19 protein-coding genes are annotated in these 25,675 nt (G+C 66.9%); 7 read left to right on the top strand and 12 right to left on the bottom strand.

Translation table 11 applies throughout. The features are described from left to right. Window positions 1–139: 139 nt before the first annotated feature. From ABMY26_RS30020 to ABMY26_RS29975, 10 genes are all read right to left on the bottom strand, one after another. The gene (locus tag ABMY26_RS30020; RefSeq protein WP_372399166.1) at window positions 140–934 is read right to left on the bottom strand and encodes a hypothetical protein; all 795 of its coding nucleotides are present in this window, start codon (window positions 932–934) and stop codon (window positions 140–142) included. Window positions 935–976: 42 nt separating this feature from the next. Beyond that, window positions 977–2,164 (bottom strand): polysaccharide pyruvyl transferase family protein, encoded by a 1,188-nt coding sequence (locus ABMY26_RS30015; RefSeq protein ID WP_372399165.1) that lies wholly within the window; start codon window positions 2,162–2,164, stop codon window positions 977–979. A 78-nt stretch (window positions 2,165–2,242) separates the two neighbouring features. Continuing rightward, entirely contained in the window at window positions 2,243–3,556 is a 1,314-nt protein-coding gene (locus ABMY26_RS30010; RefSeq protein WP_372399164.1) for a glycosyltransferase family 4 protein, read from the bottom strand. A 133-nt stretch (window positions 3,557–3,689) separates the two neighbouring features. Beyond that, complete coding sequence (locus ABMY26_RS30005; RefSeq protein WP_372399163.1) at window positions 3,690–5,870, bottom strand: hypothetical protein; 2,181 nt, start codon at window positions 5,868–5,870, stop codon at window positions 3,690–3,692. Further along, a complete protein-coding gene (locus ABMY26_RS30000) occupies window positions 5,867–7,258 on the bottom strand; it encodes a glycosyltransferase family 4 protein (protein ID WP_372399162.1) in 1,392 nt (463 codons plus the stop codon). Before ABMY26_RS30000 ends, ABMY26_RS30005 begins: the two co-directional genes overlap by 4 nt. Beyond that, on the bottom strand, window positions 7,255–8,082 hold the full coding sequence (locus ABMY26_RS29995; protein WP_372399161.1) for a class I SAM-dependent methyltransferase: 828 nt from the start codon (window positions 8,080–8,082) through the stop codon (window positions 7,255–7,257). Before ABMY26_RS29995 ends, ABMY26_RS30000 begins: the two co-directional genes overlap by 4 nt. After that, a complete protein-coding gene (locus ABMY26_RS29990) occupies window positions 8,079–10,373 on the bottom strand; it encodes a glycosyltransferase (protein WP_372399160.1) in 2,295 nt (764 codons plus the stop codon). Before ABMY26_RS29990 ends, ABMY26_RS29995 begins: the two co-directional genes overlap by 4 nt. A 153-nt stretch (window positions 10,374–10,526) precedes the next feature. Next, window positions 10,527–11,348, bottom strand: coding sequence for a calcium-binding protein (locus ABMY26_RS29985; RefSeq protein ID WP_372399159.1), 822 nt, complete (start codon window positions 11,346–11,348; stop codon window positions 10,527–10,529). A 530-nt stretch (window positions 11,349–11,878) separates the two neighbouring features. Then, window positions 11,879–13,216 carry an HlyD family type I secretion periplasmic adaptor subunit gene (locus ABMY26_RS29980; RefSeq protein WP_372399158.1) on the bottom strand — a complete coding sequence of 446 codons (1,338 nt, stop codon included), beginning with the start codon at window positions 13,214–13,216 and terminating at the stop codon, window positions 11,879–11,881. Continuing rightward, on the bottom strand, window positions 13,213–14,940 hold the full coding sequence (locus ABMY26_RS29975; RefSeq protein ID WP_372399157.1) for a type I secretion system permease/ATPase: 1,728 nt from the start codon (window positions 14,938–14,940) through the stop codon (window positions 13,213–13,215). The genes ABMY26_RS29980 and ABMY26_RS29975 overlap by 4 nt, the downstream gene beginning before the upstream one ends. A gap of 550 nt (window positions 14,941–15,490) precedes the next feature. On the opposite strand from ABMY26_RS29975, the gene galE reads away from it, so the two are divergent. The 3 genes from galE to ABMY26_RS29960 are packed head-to-tail and all read left to right on the top strand — an operon-like array spanning window position 15,491 to window position 18,349. Continuing rightward, the gene (gene galE, locus ABMY26_RS29970) at window positions 15,491–16,504 is read left to right on the top strand and encodes a UDP-glucose 4-epimerase GalE (protein WP_372399156.1); all 1,014 of its coding nucleotides are present in this window, start codon (window positions 15,491–15,493) and stop codon (window positions 16,502–16,504) included. Between the two features lie 49 nt (window positions 16,505–16,553). Further along, on the top strand, window positions 16,554–17,111 hold the full coding sequence (locus tag ABMY26_RS29965; protein ID WP_372399155.1) for a winged helix DNA-binding protein: 558 nt from the start codon (window positions 16,554–16,556) through the stop codon (window positions 17,109–17,111). 35 nt (window positions 17,112–17,146) lie between these two features. Then, complete coding sequence (locus tag ABMY26_RS29960) at window positions 17,147–18,349, top strand: DUF2336 domain-containing protein (RefSeq protein ID WP_372399154.1); 1,203 nt, start codon at window positions 17,147–17,149, stop codon at window positions 18,347–18,349. A 9-nt stretch (window positions 18,350–18,358) separates the two neighbouring features. Here ABMY26_RS29960 and ABMY26_RS29955 read toward each other — a convergent pair whose 3' ends face one another. Further along, entirely contained in the window at window positions 18,359–19,264 is a 906-nt protein-coding gene (locus ABMY26_RS29955; protein ID WP_372399153.1) for a LysR family transcriptional regulator, read from the bottom strand. Window positions 19,265–19,386: 122 nt separating this feature from the next. On the opposite strand from ABMY26_RS29955, the gene ABMY26_RS29950 reads away from it, so the two are divergent. Both ABMY26_RS29950 and ABMY26_RS29945 read left to right on the top strand, forming a co-directional pair. Then, window positions 19,387–20,763, top strand: a complete 1,377-nt coding sequence (locus ABMY26_RS29950; protein WP_372399152.1) for an aspartate aminotransferase family protein — start codon at window positions 19,387–19,389, stop codon at window positions 20,761–20,763. 183 nt (window positions 20,764–20,946) lie between these two features. After that, complete coding sequence (locus tag ABMY26_RS29945) at window positions 20,947–22,446, top strand: CoA-acylating methylmalonate-semialdehyde dehydrogenase (RefSeq protein ID WP_372399151.1); 1,500 nt, start codon at window positions 20,947–20,949, stop codon at window positions 22,444–22,446. A 50-nt stretch (window positions 22,447–22,496) separates the two neighbouring features. Here ABMY26_RS29945 and ABMY26_RS29940 read toward each other — a convergent pair whose 3' ends face one another. Further along, on the bottom strand, window positions 22,497–23,846 hold the full coding sequence (locus ABMY26_RS29940; RefSeq protein WP_372399150.1) for a nitrate- and nitrite sensing domain-containing protein: 1,350 nt from the start codon (window positions 23,844–23,846) through the stop codon (window positions 22,497–22,499). Window positions 23,847–24,089: 243 nt separating this feature from the next. Here ABMY26_RS29940 and ABMY26_RS29935 point away from each other — a divergent pair, with 243 nt between their 5' ends. Next, window positions 24,090–24,305, top strand: a complete 216-nt coding sequence (locus ABMY26_RS29935) for a hypothetical protein (RefSeq protein WP_372399149.1) — start codon at window positions 24,090–24,092, stop codon at window positions 24,303–24,305. Between the two features lie 129 nt (window positions 24,306–24,434). Beyond that, window positions 24,435–25,649: an L-lactate dehydrogenase gene (locus ABMY26_RS29930; protein WP_372399148.1), complete on the top strand. Its 1,215-nt coding sequence runs from the start codon at window positions 24,435–24,437 to the stop codon at window positions 25,647–25,649. Window positions 25,650–25,675 lie beyond the last annotated feature (26 nt).

The raw sequence follows: 25,675 nt of genomic DNA, 5'->3' as shown, positions 1-25,675 counted from the left end.
ACGGATCGGCGACGGGGACTCCGTCGAGCATGATGGAAAGCTCCGGTCGGTGGGACAGTGCGGCCGATGAGGCCGATGGGGTTCAACAGCGCCGGTTCCCTCCGGTTGCCTGCCCTTGAGTCTAACGGAACCTTCCTCCTCACTGCAGCATCAGCCAGCCGGCCAGAACCGCAAGGAAGGCGCCCGCTGTCGATCCCAGCACGGTCAGCAGTGGAGACATCCCGTAGCCCCCACCCTTTTCCGCCGCTCCGTCGTCCATCCCGCGCAGGGTCTGGTCCATCCGCATCAGAAACACCTCCAACCCGCCGACACGCTCGGTCAGGTCGCGCAGCGCTTCGGCCAGTGCGTCAAAGCGTTCCCCCGATGCCGTCTCGGCCCGAGTGGCGTCAGTACGCAGCGCTGCCAGGCCGTCGCCTGCATCGCGCAAAAGGCGGCCAACGGTCTGCTGGGCAGCCGCAATCTGTCGCTGGTCGCGGCGCAGCGCGTCGATCCGCTCGTCGATCCGTTGCAGATGCGGCCCTAACAGCCGGTCGAGACGCTGGTCCTCCGGATTCGGCTGGAGGAAGGTGGCGGTCTCGCCGGTGGCGGGCGCACGGACCACCGCCACCACCCGCGACGGATCGCTCCCCTCCGGAAAGATCAGTTCCGCTTCGAAGGCGTGGGCGCCATCACCGATGCCGCCACCTGCCAGATCAACCCGCATCCGGTCGGCCAGCACCCGCGCCAAGGTCTGCGGCGGCCCGCCGTCCCGCTCCAGCCGGAGTTCCACCTCCAGCCGGTCGGTCGGATGGTTGCCGTCCCAGGCCCAGCCGAAGATGCGGTCGCCCTGGACGGCATCGATATGGCCGATGATTGCGGCAGCTTGCGACGCATCGGGTGGCTCGGTTGCGGGCGAGGGCTCACGAAGCTCCACGATCGTGGCAGTGGCGGACATATACGCCGTCTCCGGTCGTTGGGGAGAGGGGGGGCGAAGTGCTCACGCCGCCTTGCGGTCCACGGTCTTGCGGATGGCGTGGCTCGGCATGCGGTGGGGTACGTAGTTCTCGTCGAGGAACTCCCGCATGTCGCGGTAACGCTGGTAGTAGGTGCGGTTGAATTTCTCGAACAGGCCCTGATCCCAATATTCCTCGAGAACGAAGGGCTTGTCGGAATAAACATTGTAGCAGGGGATCGCGAAGGTTTCCGCGAACTCCGCCGTGCGGCTGTCGTAGCTGAAATAGACCGACGGCGTGGCGTTCGACAATGCCATCAGGTTGCCGTGCAAGCGGTATCCCAGCACCAGATCCTTCGACCGCACAAGGGTCTCATAGTCCGCGACAACGTCCGAATACCACAGGCGGTTGCGGTAGAACGCATCCATCTCGTCGTCGAAGTACCACTGCTTCAGCCAGGCGCTGTCATGCAACTGACTCCATGCCTCGGCTTTCTGCTCGTCGGTGCCCCACAGCAGCTTCTTCTCCTCCACCTCGCCCTGCATCATCAGGACGGTGTCGAAGCGGCGGGAAATGTCCTTCACGAAATCGCGATGACGTTCCAGGTACTTGCGCACGTCGGGCGAGTAATGCTTGGACACCTCTCGGCGCATGGTGATGCCGACCTTGCGCACGCTGTCCAGTGCCGGCAGGTCGATGCGCAGTTTCGGGTCGCGGTTGCGGAATGCAGTCGGACAGCCGACGATGCGGGTGTTCTTGATGCCCAGGTCCCACAGCACTTCTGCGGTGTAGGTGCCGCGCACGCCCAGCGTCGTCGACTTGTCGGCAATGGTCCGCCAGATGCGTTTGCTTTCCTCGGTCAGCGTCAGCTTGCCGGTGGCCGGCGCCTGGGCGCCGACACCGAAGGCGATGACGGGGATGCGCAGCTTGGCCAGGACCTGCAAGGTTGCCGCCGGCCACTCCATCGAGTCATGGATGTAGTTGCTGCCGCGTAGGAAGACATAGTCGTATTCGGCATTGATGCGGTCGACGGCATCCTGCCGGAACTCGCGGATTTCCAGCACATCCAGCTTATCGTAGGTCAGCAGCTTCAGCGAGGAGTCGAAGACGAATGCGTCGCCGATATTGTGATAATGGCTGATGCTGCGCTGAATGTCCTGATAGCTGTACCAACGCACGCAGTCGTGATCATAGACTTCGCCCGACGGAATCATGACGAGGATGTTGGCCACGGCGATTCTCCCTAAGTGGTCTTCAGCAACAAATGGGATTGTTTCGGCACAAGACCGGTTAAAGCTCCAGACACACGATCATGGCCGCTGCGCCACCGCGCGTTCGGGGATGGACGGCGCGCTGCCGCCAGCGGCCAGCAAGGCGTCATAGAGCTCGGCGTGCTGGCGGGCGCATTCGGCACGATCGATTGGGCGGCGGATGCGCAGGCGCAGACGATCCCACAACTCCGGTGTGGTCAGCGCCTCCGTCATTCGGTCCACCAGATCTTCGACACTGCCGTTGCGGAAATGCAGACCGTCAACGCCGTGCGTCACCTTCTCCGCCATGCCGCCGATGTTGCTGGCGATGATCGGGCGGCCGTGCAGGAAGGCTTCTTGGATCACAACGGGGGAGTTCTCCCACCAGATCGACGGGATGATCATCCAGTCGACGTCCTTCATCAGCCCAGGCAGCTCGGCCGAGCGGTAGCTGCCATAGAAGCGTACCCGATTGCCGGCCTTTTCAACCGCATCGTTGAAGCGCTTCTGATAGGTCTCCGGCTGGCGTTCCAGGTTGCCGCCGAAGATCATCAGCGTGCCGTCCTCGCCCCACGCGTTTTTGGAGAGGCGGGACACAGCCTCAACCAGCAGATGGGCACCCTTGAACTCGGTGAGCTGACCGAAGAAGGCGAAGCGATTGCGCTTGCCGCCGCGGACTACCGGACGTGGCGGCGCAATACCTTCGATGGTCAGGCCGTTCTCGATCATGCGAAACTTCTCGCGCGGCAACCCCCAGTCGGCATAGCGGTCGATCAGGAAATTCGACGGACTGACATAGAAATCCGCCTGCTCCAGGAATGTCTTCAGGAACAGTTCGCGCTTGAAGAACTCGGCCTCGCCGATATGGGGGAAGCAGCCGGCACAATCGGCCGGACTGGCGCGGTAGCACAGCGCGTTGCGGCTGGTCTTCACCATCTGGCCGTGATGGTGGCAGATCGACAGATACTCGTGCAGCGTCACCACGATGGGTACGCGCGGCAACGCCTGCCGTACCGCCTGGATCGTCTCGATCCCAAGCCCGAGGAAATGGTGGAAGTTCACCACATCCGGCTGCAGGTCGCGGACATAGCGTACGAAATCCTTCTCCAACCCCGGCAGATTGCGGTTCGACAATCGGAAATGGTCGTAGTCATTGGCGTAATACAGCACTTCCCGTTCCTTCTGGCGTAGAGCCATCAAGGCGGAGCCGCGGTGTTGCGCGATGGGCGGGGCAACGCGTGCGAGATAGTGGCTTTCCCAGCCCGGGAGGTCGTGCAGACCGTTGTGCAGGTTGTAGGAAGCGACCTCACCCCCGCCCAGCGAGAAAGAGGGATGACCATGGCTGATGATCAGCGCGCGCTTGGTCTTGCTCATCGTGTGACCATTCGTTCAATCCGAAGGGGGAGTTATCGACGGAAGCTCTTGAAGCGCTTGTCCCACCTGACCTCCCCCGCTCCCAGCGGACCGACGGTCAGTTGGGGGCGGGGGAGGTCAGGTAGGGCAAGCGCTAGGCCGCAATAGACGCCTTCCAGCGCTCGGCGAAGCTCCACTGGTCGACCAGGGCGCTCATGCGCTCGAGCCGTGGGTCACTGACGGTACGCGTCTGCTCATCCACGGCCACAAGCCGCAGCTTCGGCAGCCACAGGCAAGTGCCGCCCGCCGCCCGCACCCGCAGGCACAGATCCAGCCCCTTCGGCTCCGGCCCGAGATAGCGCCCCCCGTCGGCCATCGCCCGCACCAGCAGTTCGCGCGGTAGCATGGCACAGTCGGCCGAGACGGCATCCACCGCCGACGCCTCCTGTTCCTTCAGCCAGTCACGCGGATATCCCGCAAAGCGGCGTTCATAGGTGACCACTCCGCCCGGCCTCTCCACCGCAACGATGCCGGCGAAACGGATCGAATGGTCCTCGTACAGCAAGGTCGGGCTCGCCATCACGGGCGCCAGCGCTACGGAGCCCACCGAGTTCGGCTTGCGAATAGCGCGCTCCAATGCCGACAGCCAGCCGCGCTCGGTCGGAAGCACCGACGGGGAAAGCAGCAGCACTCGATCGGCGTTGGCATGCGGCAGTGCCGCGGCGACTGCCTCGAACGGGTCGACGGCCCCCGGTGCCGCGACGAAGGCGACTGCCAGCCGGTAGAATCCAGCCGCCTGCCGCACCATGCCGGCCAGCCGCTCATGGGTGCCGGCCCCGGCCACCACCAGGATTTCCGCTTCCGCGAAGTCCGGGTCGTTGGCCATGCGGGCGAGGTTCAGATCGACATCCTCGCGCCCGTCGCAAACCGGCAGCATCACCGACACGCGCGGGCAATTCAACGCACGGCCCATCTGGTGCAGCACCGATTGCGGAGCGACTCGGTCCATCGCGGCGATTCGCAGCATCGGTCCCAGGTGCGCCTCGACGACGCGGTCGATGGCAGGACTGTCCGGATTGACTGCTCCAAGCATCCGGCGCAGCGCCTCGGCCGAAGGCTGCTGGCAGGGCAGCGGCAGGAAGGCAACACCGTCGGTCAGAGCAAGCTCCAGATGGAACTCGGCATCTCCGGCGACGCCGGCCGCCTCACGAGCAAAGGCGGTAAAGCCGTGAGCGTAGTCGCCGGGGGATAACCGGCCGACGAACAGCGGGTCGCGGGCGAAGGCGTCCGATACATCTTTGCGACCCAGCCGCGACCAGTCCTCATCCAGCCGTATCGCCATTCCGGCGCCCTTCAGCGTCACCGCCCGCACCGCCTGGGTGGGATCGAGCAGCCAGCCGCAGACGAACAGCCCGGCGCCCGGCACTCTCAATGCCATGTCCAACCCGATACGAACCGGCAGGTTAAGCTGCGAAACCGTCTCGACCCCGTTGTAGCGGGCGGCGACGGCGGCTGCCACACCGCGGCGGGCTGTATCGGGCTGCAACTGGCTCAGCATGTCGCGGGCATGGGCGGAGGCGACGCCGTCGGCCAGTACCTGCCGGTGCTCGAAGATCGCCAGATGACGCCAGCCGTCTGCAGTACGGAAATGGATGCGACGTATGCTCTCCGGCATCGCCGCCGGCCCTTCCAGAATCGCCAGCAGGCCGGCGGCATCGTCCGGCAAGTCGGGACGAAGGAATGGGGCGGCAGCGGCATCATGCAGGCTCAGGCCGGCGGCCTCGACCAACACCCGATGGCTGCCGGCCGGGAAGCCGTGCGACCAGCCCTGCACCATCAGCGCGCCGTCGCGGAAGCGGCCCAGCACCTCGGCGAAGCCATCGGGGCGCGATACGGTCTGAGCAAGTCCCAACAACAGACGCGTATGGCGGTCGGGATCCCCCTCCCCCTGCCCGGCCAGCATCGCTACGGCGATGTCCAACGCGCCGGTCAGCGCCTGCGGCTGCACCTCTCGCAATGCTGCGACCAGATGAGACGGATTGGTACGGACGTTCGACAGGCGCGGCAGCAGCATGCGCTTGCCATGGGAATCCAGAATCTCGATGCGCGATGGGCGCATGTGAGCCAATCCGGCGACCCGCATGGCGCCTAGAAACCAGCGCTCGCCCTCCTCGTCGATCCAGCAGCGGCCGTTGAAGCGGCCGTCGGCGGCACCATCAAGCAGGACCACGCCATCGGTCGGCAGCGGCAGGTCGATGGCGCCGAACAGGATCAGCGTGTCCTCATCCAGCAGGACGGCGGCGGTGATATCGGCCTTGGTACTGCGGTCCTTCATCGGGTGCGGATCCCCTGGCTGGTCGTGGTGGATGCGGATGTCAGGAGCTCGCCATAGAGGGCGAGGTGAAGCGACGCGGCTTCCTCGGTCGGGCGAACAGCGGGGATGCCGGCAGACAGCCGCTCCCACAGCCCGGGTTCGGTCATTGCTCGGGTCATGACGCGCGCAAGATCGGCCGGGTCGTTGGGGCGGACATGCAGGCCGTCGACTCCGTCACGCACCGCCTCCGCCATGCCGCCGATGCCGCTGACGATCACCGGTCGGTGATGCTGGAAGGCTTCCTGGATCACCAGAGGCGCATTCTCCCACCAGATGGACGGCATCACCACCCAGTCGGCGGCGGCCATCAGTGCCGGCATCTCCTCGCGCCGGTAGGGGCCATGGGCGGTAGCGAGGCCGCGCGCCGCCTCGAAGCCTTCCGTCACCTGCCGGCGGAATTCCGGCGCCTGATAGAGACTGCCGCCATGGACGGCCAGCGATGGCGTCAGCCCGCTGCGCGCCATGCGGGCGACGGCGTCGAGCGCGACAGTGACGCCCTTGAACGGATTCAGGTTGCCGAAATAGGCGAAGGCGTCACGTCCCATGCCCGGGCCGATGTCGCGTGCGGTGGCTGGCACAACCGTCGGGCGGCTGTTCGCCATCACCTCGATATGCTCGGGATCCAGCCCCCAGCCGACATACCGGTCGCGGAGAAAACGGCTGGGCGCCAGAAAGCGGTCGACCAGACCGAACATCGCCTTGATGTGCTTCTCGCGCAGCAGGAACTGGTCCGCCGGCCGAGCGGGGAAACAGCGGTGACAGGCATCGGGCGAGGCCTGCATGCACAGCGAATGACCTCCGCCTTCGCCCTGCGGCGGCGTCACCATCTGCCCGTCGTTGGCGCAGATCGGGTAATAATCATGAAGGGTATAGACGATCTTCGCATCCGGGCAGACGCGGCGGATCAGGAACAGCATTTCCACGCCAAGCAGCAGCGTGTGGTGGACATGCACGATGTCCGGCCGGAAGGCACACAACAGGTTCGACAAGTCGGGAACCAACCCGTGCAGATCAATCTGGCTCTGGTGGAAATGGTCGAAATGCCCCGCCCACAGCAACACTTCGTCCGCACTGCGTCCTAGCGTCTGAAAACCAGTGCCGGGACGGGGCGCGCGGTGAGTGTTATTGGTGCAGGCCAGGAACAAGCATTCCGCCCCCGCCGCCTTCAGGCCGCCGAACAGCTCGTGCGCAAAGATCTCGGTGCCGCCCGGATGCAGGCTCGGGTGGTTGTGCGCGATCAGCAGCACCCGCGGTGGACGGGCGGTCACCAGCGGACGGGCTGGAGTCCGCGCGGCGGGCCTGGACATGGTTTGGCCGGCGGGGACCAGCGGCAAGCGGCGGCGGCTCATCGTCCGATCCCCTTTTCCAGCACCAACAGATCCTGGAAATTCTCCGCCGCGCGCTGGCCGCTCCAATGACCGTACGCAATGGGGCGGGCGGGGCGTAGACCGCGGGCTGCGAAGCGGTCGATCAGGAATGCCTCGTCATAGGCGATCGCGGCGTTCGGATGCTCGAGATCGGCCAGCAACTCCACCCCCGGCCCATCGCGAAAGGCGGGTCGGGCAGTGCCCTTGGAGATGCCTGTCCGAGCCGTGGCGTCGGCCAGGAACAGGCTGAGGAAGCAACGCCCGCCCGGCTTAAGCACCCGAGCGATTTCAGCCGCATAGCGTTCGGTATCGGCGGAGCGCAGATGGGTGACGACCGAGGTCAGGATGACGAAGTCGTAGACCCCTGCCTTGAAGGGCAGCGTCGCTGTCTCTCCCTCGATCCGACCGTCGGGATTGTACAGCCCGTTGGCAATGTCGAGATGGTGGAAGCGGAATTCCGGATAGGCCGGTGTGATCGTCGCCGCACACCAGCGGATGCCATCGAGCACGATGTCGATGCCGTCGTAGGACGCTTCCAGATACTGGGTCAGCGGCATCGCCATGCGGCCGACGCCGCAGCCGATCTCAAGCACCCTGTGGTAGGGTCGCAGGCCGCCCAGCCGGACGAAATGGCGTAGGAATTCCACCCCGATAGCACGGAAATCGCCGTCGCCGATGAAATGCAGTTCGGGCGGCGGCACCGGCAGAAAGCGGTTGCGAGCGATCTGCGCACACAGCCATTCCAGCAGCGGATCGGTCTGGCGGCGCAGGACGGCAAGCTGCGGCTTCGGCAGAAGCGCGTTCATCGTGTCACCTGTACTGCTGTCTTGCCGGCCCGTTTGCGCGCCGGAGGAGGCGCCTTGTCCTGGGCGCACCAGTCGCGCGCCATCAGGTCGGCCATGCAGTCGGCCCAGCGGCGACCATGGAGCCAGCGGTTGTATTCGGAGGCGACTCCGCGGGTGTAACCCTGGTGCCGGCCGATGGAGCGGCGTTCCAGATGGTACAGTTCCACCGACGGCGCATATTGGATATCAAGCCCCTGGCCGCGGATGCGCAGGCAGAGGTCCGAATCCTCGAAATCGCCGATGACATAGTCTTCGCAGAAGCCGTCTGCCGCCGCGAAAACGGAGCGGGTGGTGAGCAAACAGGCGCCGGTGACGCCCGGTACGGACCGGGGCCGGCAAGCTGGTGCGAAATCGCGCGGCAACCCTTTGAAGTAATGATGATTATACCAAGCGCCTTGCAGATCGCGGTCGAAGTAGAGCCCAGCATGCTGGAGACTGTCGTCGTCGAACAGCAGCTTGGGCCCGACCGCGCCGACGCCCGGACGCTCCTCCAGCGCCACGACCAGTTGCGGCAGCCAACCGGCGCGGTCGGGCACCACGTCGGAATTCAGGAACAGCAGCCGGTTGCCACGCGCCACAGCGACACCGGCATTGTTGGCGGCCGAATAGCCGTAATTGGCACTCTGCACCAGCAACACCATCGGCAGGCCGTAAAGCCCGTGGAAGCCGCGCAGCAGATGCACCACCTCGTCGCGCTGTTCCGGGCTGTCGAGCACGAAGACCAGTTCAACATCGGCCATCGCCGGGTCGGTGGCAAAGCTGGATATCTGGAAGCGCAGGAACTCAAGCGTACGGTAGAGCGGAATGATCACCGAAACCGGGGGCTTTGCCTTCCGCTCGCCATAGACGACCAATTCCGGCTCGCCACGGGTGGCAAGGTGGGCCGCGTGCAGTGGGGCAACGGCCGGGAACATGACGTGCTCCAACAGGTCCGGCGTGACGAAGCGCGGCGGCAGGCTGCCCAGCACCACGGCACGGGCATCGGCATGCGCGTGCGGGCGCGGCGGCGGCACGAGGCGCAGGGCACCGCCCGACGCCAACCGCAGTTCCGCCGTCACCTGGAGCGCCTCCGCCGGCTCCGGGGAGCCCGGCAAATGCAGGATGAAGCCGCTGCGGTCGATGCCGGTGCTTCCGTACAGCGCCGCGACGTCATCACGCGGAAAGCGCTTCGCGAAACCCTCTACCCGCCGCTCGCCGCCGAAGGGAGTGCGCACCACCAGTTCGGCCGCCAGCCCATGCGGATCGTGCAGCCAGCCGGCGAGGAACAGTCCACCATCGGGCACTGGAATGGCAAGGTCGAGCGAGGCGCCGATCGGGCGCTTGGCGTCGGCCACCTGCCGGCGCGGCAGCGGTGCCAGCGCCTGCAATTCGCCGACGGCCGCCGCCGCGGAGGCGTTGCTGCGCCCCCGCTTGGCGAGACAGGCGAGCAGATAATGACGCAGTGTTGCCACCGTGCCGGGACGGCCGTTCAGTCGGTCGGTCAGGGTCGGCAGCGCGACCGGCTCGTCGGGAAAGCGTCGGCAGGCGACGCCGTTGGCGCCCAGCACCACCAGCAGGTTGCCGGGAGCGCACAGGCCTCGGTCGATCAGCAGATCGAAGGCGATTCGGCCCTTGCCTGCCGGGTCTATGCCGATGCAAGCATCGAAGGGCGCCCGCACCACTGCTCCCGGCGACAGCACCACCAGACTGCTTATGGCGCCGAACTGGCCCGACAATGCTCCGGCACACAGCAGCATGTCACCGCCTGCTATGGCTCGGATCGTCATTGCGGGCGGCTCCGCCGCGTGATCCAGCACCAGCCGGCGGCACAGTGCGGCGAAGACCGCGTCACGGCGCAGCAGCGGGGTGAAGCAGGCGAAATCGAAAAGGAAGCGCAACACCCGCAGCCGCGCCGCGCCATCCAGACTGCCCAGCAAGCCGGCGGTATCGATGTCGGCGCCGCCGGTTTCGGTCCGCAGTTCGGCAATGACCCGATTGTTGGCAATGAAATGGATTGGCGCCCGCGGGTCGCGGGGCGCCGGCAGGATCGACAGCATGCGCCGGCCGCCCCAGCCGGTGTCGATGCTCAGCGTGGTGAAGGGAGGGCGCACTGCTTCGCCATTGACGCTCGGCATGATCGGACCGATCTGTTCGGCCGCGCACCCCATCGGACTGTCCATGGACCAGGAAACCAGCAGAAAACTGCGGCCCAGCACCAGACGTTGGGCAGGAGCGATCGACACTGAATTCGGCAAAACGGCGATGACGGTCATGGATGGAATTCCCGGCAGCGTCGAAGAGTGGCGGAGTAGGACAGATCTGGGCGGAAGCGATCCGGACGGAATTCGGGCAAGGAAGGACCGGCGGCGGCTTTGAAACCACCGGTCCATCCTTATTCACGCCTTAAATCAGGACGCGTCGTTCCGTCAGTGGATGACGAAGAAGTCGTTCGGGTGGTTGTGGACTTCGTCGGCCGATACGCCCTTCAGCGTGATGCTGTCGCCATGGCCGAGGTCGATCACGGCATCACCATTGTGGTCAGTGACGCGAGCAGCCAATTCGGCGGCGTCCGCCACCTTCAAGCCGTTGATGTTGCGGGAGATCTGCAGCATGTCTTCACCCGCCTTGAAGTCCAGGACCACGTCCTGGCCGCCGCCGCCGGAGAAGATGAAGACGTCGTGGCCAGCGCCGCCGGACAGCAGGTCATCTCCCTTGCCGCCTTCAAGTCGGTCGTTGCCTTCGTCGCCGAACAGCGTGTCGTCACCGTCGCCACCGCTCAGCACGTCGTTGCCAGTACCGCCGCGCAGGATGTCATCTCCCTTGCCGCCGTCCAATACGTCGTCGTGACCACCGCCGAACAGGATGTCGTCGCCCTTCCCGCCAGTCAGGATGTCGGCACCGTCGCCCCCCGACAGCACGTCATCTCCATTGCCGCCGTCCAGCACGTCGCGGCCGGCACCGCCGATCAGAACGTCGTCACCATTCCCCCCCAGGATGATGTCGTCGCCCGAGCCGCCGTCGATGATATCGTTGCCATTACCCCCCAGCAACACATCCGCCGACGCCCCGCCATGCAGCACATCCTGTCCGTTCCCCCCGAACAGGGCATCGTGCCCATCGCCGCCGAGCAGGGTGTCGTTTCCGTTGCCCCCCAGCAACAGATCGTCGCCCTGCCCGCCGTCGAGCAGATCGGCATGATTGGTGCCGATCTTCACGTCGTCGTAGCTGCCCCCAGGAACCGTAGCCATCGTAGGTGTCTCCTTGCGATGTGATTGGATTTTTGGGCCGTCATTTGCGGCCTCGCTCGAAAGGGTGAGCTTGCCCTTTCGATGTAACCAAAACTATAGGGCGGATAGTGTGATAAAACATGGACCATGAAAAGAGAAAGTTGAGTCGAAACAAAAGATTCTCACAGAACAACGCATTGCTATTATTTTCAAAAAGACAGTTATTCTGATTTAATTCGAATTTCTGAGCAGTTTAAATTTTAAGAAATGATTGGTGTACAAACATTTCTGTCACGAATCCGCTGACATGCCTTAGACCGCAGGCCGTGGCTTTATTTGCAAAAAGAGAGTCTTGAAAGCCATCCCACCGGAAAGGACCTCGCGGCTCCTATGGCGCGGCCCCCCACTTCAAAGCCCACGCGCCGGACAATTGAAAGGGCCGGCGTGGGGGCGCCGGACCTTTCCCGGAGCCGCTGCGGAGGATGGAAGACCGCAAGGACCCCGGCCCCCACCGGCCCGAACGGGAGAGGCCGGTGGGACGGGTGATTCCGCTACTTCTCCCGGAACGCTCTCTGAAGGCCGTCAGTCAATGGCGTCAGGAAATACTCGATGGCGCGGCGGGTATGGCCGTGAATCATCACCTCCGCCGGCATGCCGGGATGCAGCTCGACTCCCGGAAGCGCCTTAAGCTCGGTGGCATCCATGCTGATCCGCGCGGCGAAATAGAAGGCGCCGGTGCGTTCATCCTCCAACTGGTCGGCGGACAACGCCACCACTTGGCCGGTGACCGGAGGAACGGCACGCTGGCGGTAACCGGTCAGCTTCACCATAGCCTTGCTACCGACCTCGACATTCTGCACATCGTGGGGCGAGACGCGGGCCTCGACTATCATGGCGTCATCCTGCGGCACGATGTCGAGAATACCTGCGCCGGCCGGAACGACGCCGCCCGGCGTGAAGAATTTCAGGCCGGTGATCCGCCCCGCCTGGGGGGCGGTGACCGCTTGACGCAGCAGCACGTCGTCAGCACTGCGCAGCCGTTCCGACAGGTCGGAAACAGTTGCCTGGGCGGTTTGGAGATCGGTCGACACCTCCGACCGCCGCGTGTTGCCAATATTGATCATCTCCAGTTCGGCGGAGGCAATGGCCTGTTCCGCCTTGGACTTGTTCGCCATCAGTTCCCCCAGCCGGCCTTGCGAATCCGCAACGTTGCGCTGGAGTTCCAGCAGACGCGGCCGGCGCTCGTATCCCTTGGCCAGCAGGCCTTGAACCACCCGCAGTTCGTCTTCGGTGTAGCGCAGCCGGTCTGCGGTGGCGACGCGCTGCGCCTCCAGCGCCACGATCTGGTCGCGCAGTTGCGAAATTTGTCGGCGCTGGATGCCCAACTGCGCCTCGTAGCTGTCGCGGCGAGACCTGAACAGGCGCTCCTCGACCGCCAGCGCCTCGGCCGCCACAGGGTTGTCATGCGCAGCCTTGACGAGATCGGCGGCGAACAGCGGGGCGGGCATGTCGGACTGCTCTGCTCGAAGGCGACCGAGCCGGGCCAGCGCCGTCCAATGCTGCCCCTGCAACTGAGCCACCACCGCCTGACTCTGCGTCGAATCCATCCGCAGCAAAACCTGTCCCGCCTGCACGAGATCGCCGTCCTTGACCAGCAAGTCGCGCAGGATGCCACCTTCGAGATGCGAGATGGTCTTGCGATGGCTTTCCACCATTACCGTCCCAGCAGCCAGAGCCGCGCTGTCCAGATCGGCGGTGCAGGCCCAGCCCAGGAAACCACCGAAACCGACCAGCACGGCCAGCGCTCCGGCCAGAGCGGTGTTGCGCAGCGATGGCTCGGCCGGCACCACATCCATCGTTGCCGTCCAGATGGCGGGGCTATCGCTCATCGCTGTTCTCCGCTGCGGACCAGTCGGGCGACACCGGCGGGCGTGCCACCAGGCTGCACCAGTTTCAGAACATCACCGCGTGTACCGAAATGCTCGACGGCGCCGTCCTTCATCACCACAAGCTTATCGGCCACCGCAACGATGGACGGGCGGTGGGCGATCATCACGACTGTCGTACCCTCAGCCTTCACCTTATGGACGGCGGCCAGCAGGGCCTGTTCGCCTTCGTGGTCTAGGTTGGAATTCGGCTCGTCCAGCACCAGCAGGCGCGGCCGGCCGAACAGGGCGCGGGCCAACGCGATGCGCTGCCGCTGCCCACCCGACAGCGAGAAGGCGCTCTCGCCCACCGACGTGTCGTAGCCGAAGGGTAGCCGGCCGATCATCTCATGCACCCCGGCCAGACGGGCGGCGCGCACGATCTCGGCCGGGTCGGCATTGGCCATGCGGGCGATGTTCTCGCCGATGGTGCCGTCCAGCAGCGCCACCGACTGCGGCACGTAGCCGACATATTTGCCGAAGCTCTCGCGCTCCCACAGGTAGGTGCTGGCGCCGTCCAGATAGATGCCGCCGGCCGTCGGCTGCCAGACGCCAACCAGAAGGCGGGCCAACGTCGACTTCCCGGCACCGGACGGACCGATGATTCCCAGCACTTCACCTGCCTCCGCCGCGAAGGACACGTTGCGCAGCACCGGGCGGTTCAGCCCCGCCGGCACATGGCTGACACGGTCGACAGCCAGTGTTCCCTGCGGTGCCGGCAGCGGCATGGTTGAGCGGGCGGACGCGCCGTTGTTCAGCAGGTCGCGGATGCGGCGATGGGCCTCCAGCGCCTTCACCCACTGTCGCCAGCCGTCCACCATCTGCTCGAACGGGTGCAGCAGCCGTCCGGTGATGAGGCCTGCCGCCATCATGCTGCCGGGCGTCACCAGATTGTCGATCACCAGGGTGGCGCCAGCCGCGATCACCCCGACCTGCAGCATCAGCCGCAGCGAACGCGAGGCCGCGGTCAGTCCGCGCGACATCGTAGCACCGCGGTCGATCATCCCGGCCGACCCGCTCTGTGCCGATTGCCAGCGCCGGGCCAATGCCGGCAGCATGCCCATCGCCTCGATGGCCTCGGCATGGCGAACGGTGCCGGCGATGTCGGCGAAGACGCGGGCCGACGCCTCGTTGGCCTGGGCCATCGGCCGTCTGGTCAACGCGTCGGTCAGCACGCCCATCACCAGCAGGATCAGGGCGGAGCCGATGGCGAGAAAGCCGTAGACAGGGTGCAGCAGAAATAGAATCGCCAGAAAGATCGGCGCCCAGGCAAGTTCCAGCGGAGCGGTCACCGCGCTGCTGGTCATGAAGCTGCGCAGGTCGTTCAGGTCACGCATGGTTTGCGCCGCATTACGCGGGCCTCCCGACAGTGCGTCGACGATGGAGGCCTCCAGGGCCGGCACGTTGAAGCGGTGCGCGATCACCGCGCTGGTCACCAGGAAGGCTCGGGCACGGATGAAGTCCAGGACGCCGTACAGCGCCAGCGCCCCGACCGCGATGATCGCGAGCATCGTCAACGTTTCCAGGCTGCGGCTGCTCATCACCCGGTCATAGACCTGCATCGTGAACAGCGGCACCACCAGCATCAGGATGTTCACGAACAGGCTGAGGATGCCGGCCAACAACAGGCCCTGTCCGATCTTCCGGTAAGCTTGGGTCAGCAGGGGCCGATCCACGGAACTCATCATCGATCCTTCCTGATGGAGGACAGGCCGCTTCGATACGGCGCGGAAAAGCGGGAAGATTGGGAAGAAACAGGAAAAGCTGCCGGCGGCGACGGGGCGCAGGACAGGAAGCCGGCCGGGGGCATGCCGGGCACGACCGTTTCACGAAGAACGGTCGCCTATGGGGACGGGTCCTGGTGCGGGGGGAGCACCGACGGACTGCGTATGCTTAAGCTTTACTCCGGAGACATTTTAGAGACGTGTGACAAGTTTCGGTCGATACCCCTTTCCAGTTTTCGAAAAAGGGGTGGCAGGGCACTGATAAGCCACTGTTTCACCGCGACAAAACTGCAATTCACCGAAGGATTTATGCCATTGGGGGCGGTTATAGAGGCCATCTGGTCAGACGCCGCGCCGATCGTGCATGCTGCGCCGCGATGAATTGCGCAGAGCACCGGGCTCCCCCCGTCCGGTCCCTGCCCCGCCCCAAAACCCCGCTCTCCTTTCCTTCCACCATGCCGGGGTCGCCCGAATTCCGGCTGCGGCCAGAAAACCGGTTCAAGGAAGCCCTTCCATGACGATTCCAAAGACCATCCTCGTCACCGGAGGCGCCGGCTATGTCGGCAGCCATTGCGTGGCAGAACTTCTCGACCGCGGCCACCGCGTCGTCGTGTTCGACAATCTGCGCCAGGGCCATGCCGCCGCCGTCCCGCCCGAGGCTGCCTTTGTCCAGGCCGACCTCGCCGACGAGGCGGCGCTTGCCCGTGTGTTCTCGCAATGGTGCTTCGACGCGGTGTTCCACTTCGCAGCCCTGTCGGTGGTCGGCGAATCGATGCGCGACCCCCATGCCTACCTGCACGGCAACAGCGTCACCTCGCTGAACCTGATCCGCGCCGCAGTGAAGGCCGGGGTGATGAAGCTGGTCTTCTCGTCGACAGCCAACCTGTTCGGATCGCCGAAGCGGATCCCCATCGACGAGGACGAGGGGGTCGATCCCGGCAGCCCCTATGGCGAATCGAAGTTCATGATCGAGCGCGCCCTGCATTGGGCGGACCGCTGCCACGGGCTGCGCTCCGCATGCCTGCGCTACTTCAACGCAGCCGGCGCACACCCCAACGGCCGGCTCGGTGAGGATCACAGCCCGGAAACTCACCTGATCCCGCTGGTGATGGACGCCGCAACCGGCAAGCGTCCACACATCGAAATCTTCGGCGACGACTACGAAACACGCGACGGCACCTGCATCCGCGATTACATCCATGTCTGCGATCTGGCCGATGCCCATCTGCGGGTGCTTGACGTGCTGGACGAGCGGTCGGTCCGCTACAATCTCGGCAATGGCACCGGCTACAGCGTTCGCGAGGTGATAGGATCGGTGGAGCGCATCACCGGCAGGACCGTGCCGGTCAAGATCGGCCCGCGCCGCGCCGGCGACCTGCCGGTGCTGATCGCCTCGTCGGAGCGCATCCGCCGCGATCTCGGCTGGCAGCCGCGCTTCCCCGATCTGGACAGCATCGTCGGCAGCGCATGGGCATGGCGCAACGCCAATCCTCAGGGCTTTCGCGGCATCGCCGCCGCCGCGGAGTGAGCATGGCCAAGAACATTTCTGCAATCGCAGCGCCGGGATCAAGGACGCGATGAGCAACCTGAACTGGGACGACGACACGCCTGAACCGGGAACTGGGGAGAAGGCTTCCGCCCAAGCGGCGGGCAAGCCCGGCGATGAGCTCGACCTCGCCGACTTCCACGGCATGGCCCGGCTGATCGAGCGCATGCACCGGCGTTACCTCGATGTCGTGCGCGTCGGCCTGTCCAAGCAGGGCGTCGAGGACATCGGCCCGGTGCAGGCGCTGATGGTCATGCTGATCGGCGGGGACGAGCTGTCGGTCCGCGACCTGATGGAGCGCGGTTATTATCTCGGTTCCAACGCGTCCTACAGCCTGAAGATCCTGGTCGATGCCGGCTACATCAACCGGGCGGCCAACCAGCGCGACCGCCGGACCGCCCGCCTGCAGCTGACCGACAAGGGCCGCGAGCTGTGGGAGGGCCTAAGGCGGATGGAGCAGGCGCAGGCCGAGGCGCTGGTGCGCAACGAGACCGAAGTGCGCGACCTGAAGGCCAGCTACCGCACGCTCCGCCGGCTCGACCGGCTGTGGGGCGACATGATCCGCTATTCGTGCCTCGATTTCGATTGACTGGATTTCGACCGATGCCGCAGCCGGATGCCGCCATGCCAAACGCTCCCACACCCGACGCCCCCCTTGCCAACTCCCTGTCGTCGAAGGACGTCGAACGGCTGCTCGCCTCGCCCACCGCGCAGACGCGGATCGAGACGATGAGCAAGCTGTTCCATGACCTGGAGGCCGGCACCCTCAGCCCGGCCGAACGGTCGCTGGCGATCGAGGTGGTCCATTGCTTCGCCGGGGATGCCCAGGTCGCGGTTCGCGAGGCGGTCGCCTGGCAGCTTCGCAACAGCCCGCTGCTGACCGGGGATCTGGCCGAACGGCTGGTCCGCGACGTCGGCCGGGTGGCCTTTCCCATCCTGCGCGACGCGGCGGGGCTGACCGACGACCTGCTGCTCGACGTGCTGTCCGATCCCGACCCCGGCAAGCATGTCGCGGTGGCCAGCCGGTCCAAGGTTTCCGCCCGCGTCTCCGGCGCGATCGCCGAGCGCGGCAACGTCGTCGCGGTGACCGCGCTCCTGCGCAACGACGGGGCCGAGGTGCCGGACAGCGCGATGAGCCGAGCGCTCGACCGTTTCGGCCGCGTCCGCATGGTCAGCGAGGCGGCGGCAACCCGCCCCGGCCTGTCGCTGGCGATGGTGGAGCGGGTGGTCGCCTTCGTCTCCGACAGCATGCGCACCACCCTGATGCAGGCGCACGGCCTGTCGCGCGAGCTGGTCGAGCGGCTGGTCGAGCGCGGGCGGGAGGCGGCGACCATGCGCCTGCTGCGCCCAGTGCTGCGCGGCGCCGAGGACATCGACGCCGTGATCCAGTGGCTGCATGCCAACCGCCGCCTGACGCCGGTGCTGCTGTTCCGCGCGCTGTGCGCCGGCGACGTGTCGCTGTTCGTCTCCGGCATGGCGCTGCGTGCCGCCATCCCGCCGGACAATGCCCGCCGGCTCGCCTGGGACGATGGCGAGCTCGGCATGGCGGCGCTGCTGAAGAAGGCCGTCGTCGCCCCCGGCCTGCTCCAGCCCTTCCAGGTCGCGGTCGGCGTCGCCAAGCGGCTGGGCTATGAGGGCGCCGAGGCGTCGCGCGAGGACTTCCAGGCCGAGGTGATCAGCGAGCTGTTCACCGCCTGCACCCCGACCAACGACTGGATGGTCGACGACCTGCTGCTGCAGCTGTTCGACCAGAAATCCGACGAGGTGATCGACCGCGCATTGGATCAGGCCGGCCTGCCCTTCTCGCCGCTGCGGACGATGCAATAGCAACTGGAGTCAGCCCTCGTCCGGCCGCTCCAGCAGGGTCATGAAGCGTTCGAGCACGAGGTTCGGCGGCACCCCCTTCTTGGTCACCGCGCTGAAACCCACCCGGTAATGGTGGGTATCGGGCAGCAGCGCCCGCATGGTGCCGCGCTCCACCCATTGGGCGGCGTAATGCACCGGCAGGAATCCGATGTAGCAGCCGGTCAGCAGCAGGAAGGCCACGCCCTCGCGGTCGGTGGCGGTCGCGGTGGCGGTCAGCGCGTGGGGCGGCTGGGCCTGGGTCGGGGCGACGGCGTCGGCCGCCTCCACCGCCTTGCGGGTGACGGTCCCGGCGGGCGCGTCGAACAGCGGATGGCCCCGGCCGCAATAGAGCCGCGACTCCTCCTCGTAGAGCGTCACCCGCTCCAGACCGGGCAGGGCGCGGCGGTCGGGCACCACGCCGACATGGAGCCGGCCGTCCAGCACGCCGCGCTCGATCTCGTTGGGCGGGATCATGCGGATGTTGACCCGCACCTCCGGCGCCTCGCGCTTCAGGCCGCGCAGGGCGTTGGTCACCCGCATGCGCGGCATGGTGACGAGGTTGTCGGTGATGCCGATGTTGAGTTCGCCGCGCAGCCGCCCATGCGCCGCGTTGATCTCGCTGCGGAAGCTCTCCAGCCCGGCCAGCAGGCGCAGCGCGGCCTCGTGGGCCAGTTGCCCTTCCTCGGTCAGCCGGAAGCCGCCCCGGCCGCGCCGGCACAGCGTCAACCCGAGCCGGCGCTCCAGGTCGGCCATATGCTGGCTGATGGCGGCGCGGCTGATGTTCAGCTCGACCTCCGCCGCGGAGAAGCCGCCGCACTCGACCACGGTCAGGAAGACACGCAGCAGGCGGATGTCGGCATCGGCGACGGCGGGCAGCGTGTGGCTTGGCTTGCTCATGTCCGGTCTCTGTCAGGTAAGCCGGCGCTTACGTGAGGTTCGCATGGTTTGGATTTAACCACAGCGACGGCCCCGGCACACTCCTGCACAGCACCCCACCCCATCAGCAGGAGACCGGCGGCATGGCCCCCCTGGACAACGAGTTCGAGCAAAGCAATCTGGGCTTCGGCACCGACCGGGCGGCCGGCGTGACCCGCGAGGAACTCGACGCCCACTGGATGCCCTTCACCGCCAACCGCGAGTTCAAGAAGAACCCGCGCATGATGATGAAGGCCGAAGGCGCCTGGTACTGGGACGCCCAAGGCCGCAAGATCTATGACAGCCTGTCCGGACTGTGGTGCAGCGGCGCCGGCCATTGCCGCAGCGAGATCGCCGAGGCGGTCGCCCGCCAGATCGCCACGCTCGACTACAGCCCGGCCTTCCAGTACGGCCACCCCGCCGCCTTCAAGCTGGCGCACAAGCTGGCCTCGATGACCCCGGCCGGGCTCGACCATGTCTTCTTCGTCAATTCCGGCTCGGAGGCCGCCGACACCTCGCTGAAGCTGGCGCGCGCCTATTGGCGGATGAAGGGGCAGCCGGCCAAGACCAAGCTGATCGGCCGGGTGAAGGGCTATCACGGCGTCAATTTCGGCGGCACCAGCCTGGGCGGCATCGTCGGCAACCGCAAGCTGTTCGGCACCGGCGTCGATGCCGACCACCTGCCCCACACCCTGCTGCCGCAGAACGCCTTTACCAAGGGCATGCCGGACGAAGGCGCCCATCTGGCCGACGCGCTGGAGGATCTCGTCGCCCTGCACGACGCCTCCAACATCGCCGCGGTGGTGGTGGAGCCGATGGCCGGATCGGCCGGCGTGCTGCCGCCGCCCAAGGGCTATCTCCAGCGCCTGCGCGAGATCTGCACCAGGCACGGCATCCTGCTGATCTTCGACGAGGTCATCACCGGCTTCGGCCGCATGGGCACCGCCTTCGGCGCCGATTACTTCGGCGTCGTGCCGGACATCATGAACGTCGCCAAGGGCCTGACCAACGGCGCCGTGCCGATGGGCGCGGTGGTGGCCAGCCACGAGATCTACCAGACCTTCATGGACAATGGCGGACCCGAATATCTGGTCGAGTTCCCGCACGGCTACACCTACTCCGCCCACCCCGTCGCCTGCGCCGCCGGCCTCGCCGCGCTGGAACTGTTCGAGCGCGAGAAGCTGGCCGACAAGGCGGCGGCGCTGATGCCGCATTTCGAGGGACTGATCCACGGGCTGAAGGGCCTGAAGAACGTCGCCGACATCCGCAACTGCGGCCTTGCCGGCGCGGTCCAGATCGCCCCCCTGCCCGGCGAGCCGGCGCGGCGCCCCTACGAAATCGCCATGAAGTGCTGGGACGCCGGCTATTACGTGCGCTACGGCGGCGACACCCTGCAGTTCGGCCCGCACTTCATCAGCGAGCGTGAGGATCTCGACCGGCTGTTCAACGTCGTCGCCGACGCCATCCAGGCGACCGCGTAAGGGCGCCATAGGCGGGGCCCCCTCCCTCCCACGGCTTCGCCGCGGGCCCCTCCCTCCCCCGCCTCTGGCGGGAGAGGGGGGATCTGCGATGCGGCAGCAGTTCCCTCTCCCGCAAAGCGGGGGAGGGTTAGGGAGGGGGCACACCCTATACACACTGCGAAATCTCCTCCCAGGAACCGTCCCATGCCCATCGTCCCGCACCTGATCGGCGGCAAGACCGACGCCCCCGCCGGCAGCCGCACCGCCGACATCGTCAACCCGGCCACCGGCGAGGTGGCCGGCCAGGTCGCGCTCGCCGGCCGCAAGACGGTCGAGGAGGCGATCACCGCCGCCGAGGCCGCCTTCCCGGGCTGGCGCACCACGCCGCCGGCCAAGCGCGCCCGCGTCATGTTCCGCTTCAAGCAGTTGCTGGAGGAGAATGCCGAGCGCATCTGCGCGCTGATCACCCAGGAGCATGGCAAGGTGCTGGACGATGCCCTCGGCGAGCTGACCCGCGGCATCGAGAATGTCGAATATGCCTGCGGCGTCCCGGAGCTGCTGAAAGGCGAGTTCTCCAAGAATGTCGGCCCGGCCATCGACAGCTGGTCGGAGTTCCAACCGCTGGGAGTCGTTGCAGGGATCACGCCCTTCAACTTCCCGGCGATGGTGCCGCTGTGGATGTATCCCATCGCCATCGCCTGCGGCAACACTTTCATTCTAAAACCGTCGGAGCGCGACCCGAGCGCCGCCCTCCTCGTCGCCCGGCTGGCCGAGCAGGCCGGGCTGCCGCCGGGCGTGCTGAACGTCGTCAACGGCGACAAGGAGGCGGTCGACACGCTGCTGACCGACCCCAGGGTGCAGGGCGTCAGCTTCGTCGGATCCACCCCGATCGCCGAATATGTCTATGCCACCGCCAGCGCCCACGGCAAACGGGTGCAGGCGCTGGGCGGGGCCAAGAACCACGCCATCGTCATGCCCGACGCCGACCTCGACAACGCGGTCAGCGCCCTGATGGGGGCGGCCTACGGCTCCTGCGGCGAGCGCTGCATGGCGATCTCCGTCGTGGTCGCTGTGGGCGACGAGGTCGCCGACCGGCTGGTGGAGAAGCTGTCCGCCGCGCTCCGCGCCCTGAAGGTCGGCGCCGGCACCTCGGCCGGCTGCGAGATGGGGCCGCTCGTCACCCGCGCCCACCATGACAAGGTCAGGGCCTATGTCGACCAGGGCGTCTCCGAAGGGGCCGAGCTGGTGGTGGACGGGCGCGGGCTGGTGGTGCCGGGCCACGAGAACGGCAACTTCCTCGGCGGCTGCCTGTTCGACCGTGTCACCCCGGACATGACCATCTACCGGGAGGAGATCTTCGGCCCGGTGCTTTGCCTCGTCCGGGTCAAGTCGATGCAGGAGGGCATGGACCTGATCGACGGCCACGAATACGGCAACGGCACCTGCCTGTTCACCCGCGACGGCGAGGCCGCCCGCTATTTCAGCGACATGATCAAGGTCGGCATGGTCGGCATCAACGTGCCGCTGCCGGTCCCGGTCGCCTATCACAGCTTCGGCGGCTGGAAGCGGTCGCTGTTCGGCGACCTGTCGGCCTACGGTCCGGACGGGGTGCGCTTCTACACCCGCCGCAAGACCATCACCCAGCGCTGGCCGACCGGGGGCCTGCGCGAAGGCGCCCAGTTCGCGTTCCCGTCGATGAAGTAGAGCCGGGTCCGGCAGCCCCTCTCCTCCGCCGGAAGAGGGGCTGCCGCGGTTCAGCCTCCCCCCGCGGTCACGCCGCGCAGGATGTCCGACATGCTGAGGATCGCCTCGGCGACCTCGATGATGCGCTTGTTCTGGTTCATCGCCGTCTTGCGGATCAGCTTGTAGGCTTCCTCCTCCGACAGGTTGCGGGTCGACATCAGCAGGCCCTTGGCGCGGTCGATCACCTTGCGCTCGTTCAGGGCCGCCTTCGCCGACTCCAGTTCCAGGCTGACGTCGCGCAGCCGCTGGGACTGCGCCTGCACCACGTCGAGGACCGAGCGCATCAGCTTCGGCGGCAGCCCGTCCGGAGCGAACAGCCCGGTTTCCTCCTGGCCCCCCGGCGGCGAGCCGGGATCGACCAGCATCATGGCGACCGGCATCGCGGCATCGGGACCATGGACGCCGGCCCGCTCCAGATCCGCCCGCTCCAGATCGGCCTGCTCAAGGTCGGCGCGGGCCTGGGCCAGCTTCGCCTCGCACAGCCGGCGCAGATCCCCGGTCATCAGGTCCTCCACCGTCTTCATCCGGTCCATACGGCGGGTGGCCTGCGCGAACCAGGCTTCCGGCGCGATGCCGGACAGCTCGCCATGGCGGGCGCCGTCGCCGAGCGCAACCGCCCGCATCCGCTCCACCTCCGTCACCGCCGGGTCGGACAGGGCGGCGCGGAAGGCGGCGGTGTGGGCCGGGTCGGCGAACTCGGAGAAGATGCGGAAGGCGCGGTTCTGCGCATCGATCAGCTGGGCGAGCCGGGCATGGTCCGCCCCGTCGAACCGCCCGCGCGAGAAGCCGGCGCCGGCCGTCGCCCGCTCCTGCCCGGCGAACTCCTTGCCCTGGACGATGTTGAACAGCGCGACCAGCGCCCGCGAGATCGCCGGATCGGCGGCGATGTCCGCCGCCTCGACCAGCACGGCCAGCAGATGGCCGATCAGGTCGGTGAAGGCCTTGACCGAATCCTGCGGCACCAGCGCCAGCGAGGCCACCTGTTCCCGCAGCGCCGGCAGCCGGTCCAGCGCCTGCAGCGCGACGGCGACCCGGCCGTAGAAGCGGGCGCCCGAACTCATCCGGTCGAGCTGCTCGTCGAGACGGTCCAGCCGGTCGCGCAGCACCGCCTCCAGCGCCAGCGCCTCGGCGGCCCGGCCGGCGCGGTCGGCGGCGAAGCGCTTGCCGCAGGATCCGAGATAGATCGAGGAGGCGCCGCGTTCGGCCTGCAGCGCGTGGATCAGGCCGCCCATGTCGCGGACCAGCGCGCCGACCGCCAGCAGCCGCTCGACGTCGCGGATGCGGCACAGCCGGGCGGCACGCAGGAAGCGCAAGGCCATGGCGCCCGTCCCGCCGTCGCCGGTCCCGCGCTCATTCTCCATATGCCCCGCCCCCGCCGTCACGCTGCCCTTCCGGCAGTCAAGCAACCGACATGCCAGCAAAGGCCCCGCCCGGCTGGGGGACACCGCGGCGGGGCAAGCCAGCGGGGACAGCGGCATCTGCTTAAAAAGCCGGCTGCCCTGCCGAAAAACCGGGCGATGCGGAGATGGACCTTTGTGCAGCGCGACATTCGCGGCCCGGCGCTGTTGTTCCGGCAGTCGCCCCAACTCCGGAGTCGTCCTGCGATGACCAAGAACCCCTTCATGAGCGCGTGGCTGTCCTGGGCCAACCGCGCCACCGGCCAGGCCACCGGCATGTGGACCGCGGCGGCCGTCGCGGCGGCCAAGCGCAACCAGTCGGCGGCGCTGAAGGCCATGATGACGCCGCCCAAGGCGGCCAGCACCGGAGGCGGTGCGAAGAGCGGCGCCAAGCCCAAGCGCAGGAGCGGTCCGGCGCGCTGACCGGCGCGGACAGTCCGCCGAACGGCGTGCAAAACGTCGCCTGCGCCGCGGGCGTGCTTGACGATGTGCGGACGGGATGGCCAAATCCTACCCCCTTCCGTTTCATGCGCAACCGTCGAGACACGTCCCATGACCTCCGTTCGCATGCCCTCCGCGCGGCCGCCGTCGCGCTGGGCGAACCTGTTCACCGACCGGCCCGTCACCTGCATCGAGGATCTGCGGCAGCTGGCGGAATGGCGCGTGCCGCGGATGTTCTACGATTACGCGGATTCCGGCTCCTACACCGAGCAGACCTACCGCGCCAACGAGTCCGACTTCGGCCGGATCAAGCTGCGCCAGCGCGTGGCGGTGGACATGACCAACCGGACCCTGGCCAGCACGATGGTCGGCCAGCCGGTCGCCATGCCGGTGGCGCTGGCGCCGACCGGGCTGACCGGGATGCAGCATGCCGACGGCGAGATCCTGGCCGCCCGCGCCGCAGCCAAGGCCGGCGTTCCCTTCACCCTGTCGACCATGAGCATCTGCTCGATCGAGGACGTGGCCGAGAATACCGACAAGCCCTTCTGGTTCCAGCTCTACGTCATGCGCGACCGCGCCTTCATCGACAAGCTGATCGACCGGGCCAAGGCGGCGGGCTGCTCGGCCCTGGTGCTGACGCTCGACCTCCAGATCCTCGGCCAGCGCCACAAGGACATCAGGAACGGCCTGTCCACCCCGCCGAAGCTGACGCCGCGCAACATCCTCGACATGGCGACCAAGCCGCGCTGGTGCCTGAACATGCTGCGCACCGAGCGCCGCACCTTCCGCAACATCGTCGGCCACGCCACCGGGGTCAGCAACCTGTCCTCGCTGTCCTCCTGGACGGCGGAGCAGTTCGACCCGGCGCTGAACTGGGACGACGTGCGCCGCATCCGCGACCGCTGGGGCGGCAAGCTGATCCTGAAGGGCATCCTCGATCCGGAAGACGCGGCGATGGCGGCGGAAACCGGCGCCGACGCGCTGATCGTCTCCAACCATGGCGGACGCCAGCTCGACGGCGCGATCTCCTCCATCGCCGCATTGCCGGCCATCGTCGAGGCGGTCGGCGACCGCATCGAGGTGCTGATGGACGGCGGCATCCGCTCCGGCCAGGACGTGGTCAAGGCGCTGGCGCTGGGGGCCAAGGGCACCTTCATCGGCCGCGCCTTCCTCTACGGGCTGGGAGCCGGCGGCGAGGCCGGCGTGTCCCAGTGCCTGGAGATCATCCGGAAGGAGATGGACGTCACCATGGCGATGTGCGGCCTGCGCGACATCAGGACCGTCACCGGCAACATCCTGGCCGGCAAGCCCGATTTCGCGGGCTGAGCGGTCCGGCGGCGGTCCGGCGGGGC

Source organism: Azospirillum sp. HJ39, from assembly GCF_041507355.1.
GTDB classification, from domain to species: Bacteria; Pseudomonadota; Alphaproteobacteria; order Azospirillales; family Azospirillaceae; genus Azospirillum; species Azospirillum thiophilum.
Note: the sequence above shows the minus strand (reverse complement) of the source record. Positions and strands in the feature narration are given on the sequence as shown.

Coding starts and splice junctions, on each gene's coding strand:
- ABMY26_RS30020 (WP_372399166.1), bottom strand. CDS start 934: ATGTCCGCCACTGCCACGATCGTGGAGCTTCGTGAGCCCTCGCCCGCA.
- ABMY26_RS30010 (WP_372399164.1), bottom strand. CDS start 3,556: ATGAGCAAGACCAAGCGCGCGCTGATCATCAGCCATGGTCATCCCTCT.
- ABMY26_RS30005 (WP_372399163.1), bottom strand. CDS start 5,870: ATGAAGGACCGCAGTACCAAGGCCGATATCACCGCCGCCGTCCTGCTG.
- ABMY26_RS30000 (WP_372399162.1), bottom strand. CDS start 7,258: ATGAGCCGCCGCCGCTTGCCGCTGGTCCCCGCCGGCCAAACCATGTCC.
- ABMY26_RS29995 (WP_372399161.1), bottom strand. CDS start 8,082: ATGAACGCGCTTCTGCCGAAGCCGCAGCTTGCCGTCCTGCGCCGCCAG.
- ABMY26_RS29990 (WP_372399160.1), bottom strand. CDS start 10,373: ATGACCGTCATCGCCGTTTTGCCGAATTCAGTGTCGATCGCTCCTGCC.
- ABMY26_RS29985 (WP_372399159.1), bottom strand. CDS start 11,348: ATGGCTACGGTTCCTGGGGGCAGCTACGACGACGTGAAGATCGGCACC.
- ABMY26_RS29980 (WP_372399158.1), bottom strand. CDS start 13,216: ATGAGCGATAGCCCCGCCATCTGGACGGCAACGATGGATGTGGTGCCG.
- ABMY26_RS29975 (WP_372399157.1), bottom strand. CDS start 14,940: ATGATGAGTTCCGTGGATCGGCCCCTGCTGACCCAAGCTTACCGGAAG.
- galE (WP_372399156.1), top strand. CDS start 15,491: ATGACGATTCCAAAGACCATCCTCGTCACCGGAGGCGCCGGCTATGTC.
- ABMY26_RS29965 (WP_372399155.1), top strand. CDS start 16,554: ATGAGCAACCTGAACTGGGACGACGACACGCCTGAACCGGGAACTGGG.
- ABMY26_RS29960 (WP_372399154.1), top strand. CDS start 17,147: ATGCCAAACGCTCCCACACCCGACGCCCCCCTTGCCAACTCCCTGTCG.
- ABMY26_RS29955 (WP_372399153.1), bottom strand. CDS start 19,264: ATGAGCAAGCCAAGCCACACGCTGCCCGCCGTCGCCGATGCCGACATC.
- ABMY26_RS29950 (WP_372399152.1), top strand. CDS start 19,387: ATGGCCCCCCTGGACAACGAGTTCGAGCAAAGCAATCTGGGCTTCGGC.
- ABMY26_RS29945 (WP_372399151.1), top strand. CDS start 20,947: ATGCCCATCGTCCCGCACCTGATCGGCGGCAAGACCGACGCCCCCGCC.
- ABMY26_RS29940 (WP_372399150.1), bottom strand. CDS start 23,846: ATGGAGAATGAGCGCGGGACCGGCGACGGCGGGACGGGCGCCATGGCC.
- ABMY26_RS29935 (WP_372399149.1), top strand. CDS start 24,090: ATGACCAAGAACCCCTTCATGAGCGCGTGGCTGTCCTGGGCCAACCGC.
- ABMY26_RS29930 (WP_372399148.1), top strand. CDS start 24,435: ATGACCTCCGTTCGCATGCCCTCCGCGCGGCCGCCGTCGCGCTGGGCG.